The organism is Chitinimonas violaceus, assembly GCF_052601015.1.
In genome coordinates this window covers 1-4,257 of sequence record NZ_JBQXDJ010000132.1, presented here as the reverse complement: position 1 = coordinate 4,257, position 4,257 = coordinate 1, and the positions used below count along the sequence as shown (strand labels likewise).

Here is a 4,257-nt window from a genome sequence, read left to right as displayed (position 1 = left end):
TCTGCCTCCTTAAGCACGGTGATGATTTGGCTGTCCGAAAATCTCGATTTCTTCATTTTGTAGAACTCCCTCTATCCGAGAAAATTCTACTTCTGCACACCCCTATTTTCCGGGGGGATTACCCCTCAATCCTGAATTTCGGAAGAACTGTAATTTTCCAAGAGCTGCCAGCTAATTAGCTAAAGCTTCGCTCTGGTAGGCATTAGCCATACTGAGTGAGGATTCCACAGCGCAGTTTTTTGTCGCGCTGTGGAATTCATTGATTCTCCACGAAAGATAAGTATGCAAACGCTGGAAACCGCAGAAATTAACCAAGTAGCAGGCGGTAACCATAGTCAAAGCGCTTTTTATCTAGATATGCCCTGTGAGCAAATGCATATCGTAGAAAACGGCACGGTGGCGATAGAGACCTGCAGGGTGACAGTAGAGGGTGGTACGGCGAGTAGATGGTTATGGGACCGGCTGTAGCGGGAATCGTCTTTGGTTCTTGGCATCTTTATTCCTCTATGCTGCTCGATATCACACGGGCCTTCAGCTGCAAACCTAAGGCTCGTGCATATTCCTTCTTTGAGGGTACGCCCGGTCTTGGCGAGCTGTTCGCTGGCAGTTTGATAGCTATCAACTTGGCTGGTGGTCTTGTTCAACTGTGACAGCTTGTCGCGAAGTTCTTTGATTTTGGCGGTGGTGGCGGTATCCGCTGTACTGACGCGCTTAAGGGGTGCAGCGATCTTATCCACGGCGGAAAAGAAGACCTGTAGCCGTAGTTTCTGGTCGCTCTTGAAGGATTTTAGGGAGGCTAGGGAAACTCCCATGCTGCCCCGTATTAGCCAGCTTTGCCGCACGCGGCGCTTGTGCCAACGTAGCCTACAACCAGACTGGCTCTTAGGGGTCGGGACACTTGTACTATTGGTGGCCCCAAGTCAGCACCTCTACACTCACGCTCCGCCATTGGATTGGTCTTTCGGCAAACTTAAAGGAGCACAAAATGCAAGAGCTAGACTTGATGGACATTGATCGTGTTGCGGGTGGCGTATCCGGCGATACCGGCTTCGATGTATCGGTTAGCTTAACAGCGATGGACTATGCCGCTATTTCCCCAGAATGGAGCGCTACTTTCTTTCCTAGCATCGTCATGGCCTGCGACCAAACATGGTGATTCGGCAGCAGGATGGGTTACAGCACATCGGGGACAATCATGTATGAACTGAATCTAACTGAACGAGAACAGGTAAGCGGGGGTAAGGTCACTGGCGCCATAGCTTGCTCGATTTACCGATGTAGGCTTGTAAGTGACAAGCGAAATGGTACTTCGGTTCAGCCAAGTGGTCAGCCAAAACCAAGTCGGAAATTCCTCCCCTTAAAAATTCCTTTTTAAGCAATGGGACAAGGTGGCTAACTGGTAGGAAGCACTGGAAACCAGTTAGCCGCCTTATTAGATTTTTTTACGTCTAGCTGCCCTTGAAGAGGGCGCATCCGCATTATTTCTGCTTCTGTACCCATCATGGCTTTATTACGGACAGAAGCCAATGCTTGAATAGAGTGAAATTGGTTATTGCATCGTCTATTTCGCGGCACAGGTAAGGGTTATCAGAGGGCAAGGACAAGTTGGATGGGAATAGGGAACCACGATACATCAGGTTTAACTAATGAAAAGCAGTACCCATTCTGCCAATCCCCATTCCGGATTGGTAACTCCCCACCTCCTTGCAGAAGATAATCATGCAAACACTTAACACGATGGAACTTAACCAAGCTTTCGGTGCAGGTAAATATGAACCGAGGTGCCTACCAACTACTGTGGCTCGGGAAGCAGCCCAAATTCTACGTATCGCGTCTCCAGACGGAACGGTGACGGAGAATGAAATTAATGCTGTGAACAAATTGGTTTTTCCAGAGGGCTGCCGGAAGCGCACGTAATCACGTTATCCCCTGATAGCTAGTAGAGAAATGTCAGCATTTATCATTCATCACGTGTAAATAACTACTATGCAAATATTGGAAACGCTCGAATTTAACCAAGTGGCAGGCGGTAACGACGACGTGTATGTGCACTGCCTAGGCATTGCATGCTGGCGAATTTACGTAGAGGAAGACGGCCAGGCAAGTATATGGATACGAGACCGCCAAGACCCGAGGAACTATATCCTCGTCGAATGAAACTATTTGGGGTTTAAACCAAGCGAGGCAGCCAACTGGATAGATTCTTTCTACCCGTCAGCCGCCTTTGTTTGTGGCGTCGCTGTTCCTTTACGCCACTTCATACTCGGGCGCACTCGCGCCAGTCCATCAGCTCCGATACTGTTAACTCGTTTATGGCTTCCGGCTGCCAATGAATGACTGTCGCGATATCGGCCATAGCATCCTACATGGGCTGGGATGCATTCTCCCTCAAGGCTTTTGGAGCAGGAACCCATTACTGCCTTACCCAGTTGGAACACGTCTACTGGGTCAAGCACCGCGATACCTTGTTTATACTCATTTCTTTAAGAGTTAGTTGCTACGGCTGCTGGCTTTGCGAGCGGTAGCAAGTTGGTCACGACTGTTGACTATGGATACCACGCCGCCTTCGTCGATCTCAATGACTGTGTGGTTGTTGATCGTCAGCTTGACGTAACCGAGAGACAGCTTGGCGTTAAACAGGGCATCGTCGCCGGTTTTCTCTGAAAGCGGATGGTCGAGTGAGACTCGCTCTTCGGGCAAATAAAGGAGCTGTTTCTGGAAAAGTAGAGTCAGGAGGAAAAACCTGACTTGTCATATATTAACTTCAAGAGCGTGTAGCTAGGTAGCTACGTGTGGCTTAGACTAATCCGCGCTGGCGTAAACGAATAATTGCTTGATCAATCGCGGGAAGATACTGATTGATGGAGTAGTTACGTGCGGCCGCAATATGTGCAGGTTCAACCAACAACGGCTGTTTCAAAACAGACCAAGGACCACCGTTGGTATGGTGGCTACTATTCAACCAGGTTTCGAACTGGTTGGCGGTAGAGTGCAGTGTACCTAGCAATACCATGTCAACACGCCCCTGCGTTAGCATGGCTAAACGGGTGCTCAAAGTGCTGGCACCTTCTTCCACGGTAAACAAAGTACCACGATGGGCTTCAAAATCCCCCTCGTATTGAGCGCCACCTGTAATAGCGATCCTTTTGCCCAGTAAGTCCTGAATGGACTGATAGGAGAATGTCTGGCCGGTAGGTACTATCATCCAGACGCGGGATGTAAACACGGGTTCCGAAAAGATGAAGTGGCGGGCGCGTTCCGGAGTTTTAGAAATGCCCCATAACAGACCTTTTCCCCGCTCTGCCAGTTTTTGGGCGCGGCGCCAAGGATAGGCCTTTATATCGAATTTTATGCCGGCTTCTGTACCTATCAATGTGATCAACTTTTGCCGCTTTGTTTCTATGGGCAGTACATAGCCCTTGTCATCGCAATGCTCACCTAGTAGTAAAGTAATAGTGGGAGGGACAGATGGACTCGACGCTTGGCAGAATGGACTGAATACCGCGCAGAGACAACCGAATAGATAGGTAGGTTTATATAGAGAAGGCATTTTTCAAGAACCAAAAGCAGTATGAGCTAAGGCAAAAGAACCGAGACTAACTCAGGAGGCAAAAGCAAGGCTTAATGCGGACAATATTTATTCAAATAAGAGTGACTACTCTAATTTTGGTTCCTTGTGTAATACGCACTAATCACTAAGTAAATAAAGCTTTGATAATTTTTTGGCTAACACTTTGTCAGCAATTTGATAAGTTTTGATGCTCAGTCTCGAACGGTTTGATATCCAAGGATTTCTCTCGTTATTGTATTTATTAAGCAGTAAAAAGCCTTAGTAGCTAGTGGGACAAGCTAGATAATTAATTTGATGAGAATTCATTGGCCATATTGATAAGGTTCGGACTTATATTGAACTGTACGCCATAAGCATAATTTAGCCATTGACTTCTGATGGAATTGGCGTTGGGCAGATCTAGGTAAATACGATTAAATCAATCATTTACTTTCTCAATAGAATACTTTGCAGTATGCTGGATTGCTATTGAGAGAGCGGGAAGAACAAAGTGGGGCGGTAGTCAGAACTCACATATGCCAATTTCCTCTAACTCCTCGTTCCACCTAAAAATCAGCCCCTGAATCCCCCCGGTTTTCGTGGAGGCTCAGTTGTTAGAGACAGGCGAACTGTGCCTGCTCGTTTAGCTGTCGGTAATAAGCTGTCTCCGCTTCTGCTGGTGGCACGTAGCCGATTGAGCTTAGTAA

Annotated in this window: 5 protein-coding genes; 1 reads left to right on the top strand and 4 read right to left on the bottom strand. The window is 47.6% G+C overall.

Annotated features, from left to right (window positions below):
* Positions 1–347: 347 nt before the first annotated feature.
* On the bottom strand, positions 348–812 hold the full coding sequence (locus ACUHMQ_RS20240; protein ID WP_445297256.1) for a hypothetical protein: 465 nt from the start codon (positions 810–812) through the stop codon (positions 348–350).
* A gap of 173 nt (positions 813–985) precedes the next feature.
* Between ACUHMQ_RS20240 and ACUHMQ_RS20235 the strand changes: the two genes are divergently transcribed.
* Positions 986–1,156 (top strand): hypothetical protein, encoded by a 171-nt coding sequence (locus tag ACUHMQ_RS20235; protein ID WP_445297255.1) that lies wholly within the window; start codon positions 986–988, stop codon positions 1,154–1,156.
* A 1,101-nt stretch (positions 1,157–2,257) separates the two neighbouring features.
* Here the strand turns inward: ACUHMQ_RS20235 and ACUHMQ_RS20230 are convergent.
* The 3 genes from ACUHMQ_RS20230 to ACUHMQ_RS20220 form a co-directional block, all read right to left on the bottom strand.
* Positions 2,258–2,356 (bottom strand): GpE family phage tail protein, encoded by a 99-nt coding sequence (locus ACUHMQ_RS20230; RefSeq protein ID WP_445297254.1) that lies wholly within the window; start codon positions 2,354–2,356, stop codon positions 2,258–2,260.
* Positions 2,357–2,490: 134 nt separating this feature from the next.
* Positions 2,491–2,700, bottom strand: coding sequence for a phage major tail tube protein (locus ACUHMQ_RS20225; RefSeq protein WP_445297253.1), 210 nt, complete (start codon positions 2,698–2,700; stop codon positions 2,491–2,493).
* Positions 2,701–2,797: 97 nt separating this feature from the next.
* The gene (locus tag ACUHMQ_RS20220) at positions 2,798–3,382 is read right to left on the bottom strand and encodes a substrate-binding periplasmic protein (RefSeq protein ID WP_445297252.1); all 585 of its coding nucleotides are present in this window, start codon (positions 3,380–3,382) and stop codon (positions 2,798–2,800) included.
* Positions 3,383–4,257 lie beyond the last annotated feature (875 nt).

Excerpts from the sequence above, each read along its gene's own strand:
- ACUHMQ_RS20230 (WP_445297254.1), bottom strand. The coding sequence starts at position 2,356 with ATGGCCGATATCGCGACAGTCATTCATTGGCAGCCGGAAGCCATAAAC.
- ACUHMQ_RS20235 (WP_445297255.1), top strand. The coding sequence starts at position 986 with ATGCAAGAGCTAGACTTGATGGACATTGATCGTGTTGCGGGTGGCGTA.
- ACUHMQ_RS20240 (WP_445297256.1), bottom strand. The coding sequence starts at position 812 with ATGGGAGTTTCCCTAGCCTCCCTAAAATCCTTCAAGAGCGACCAGAAA.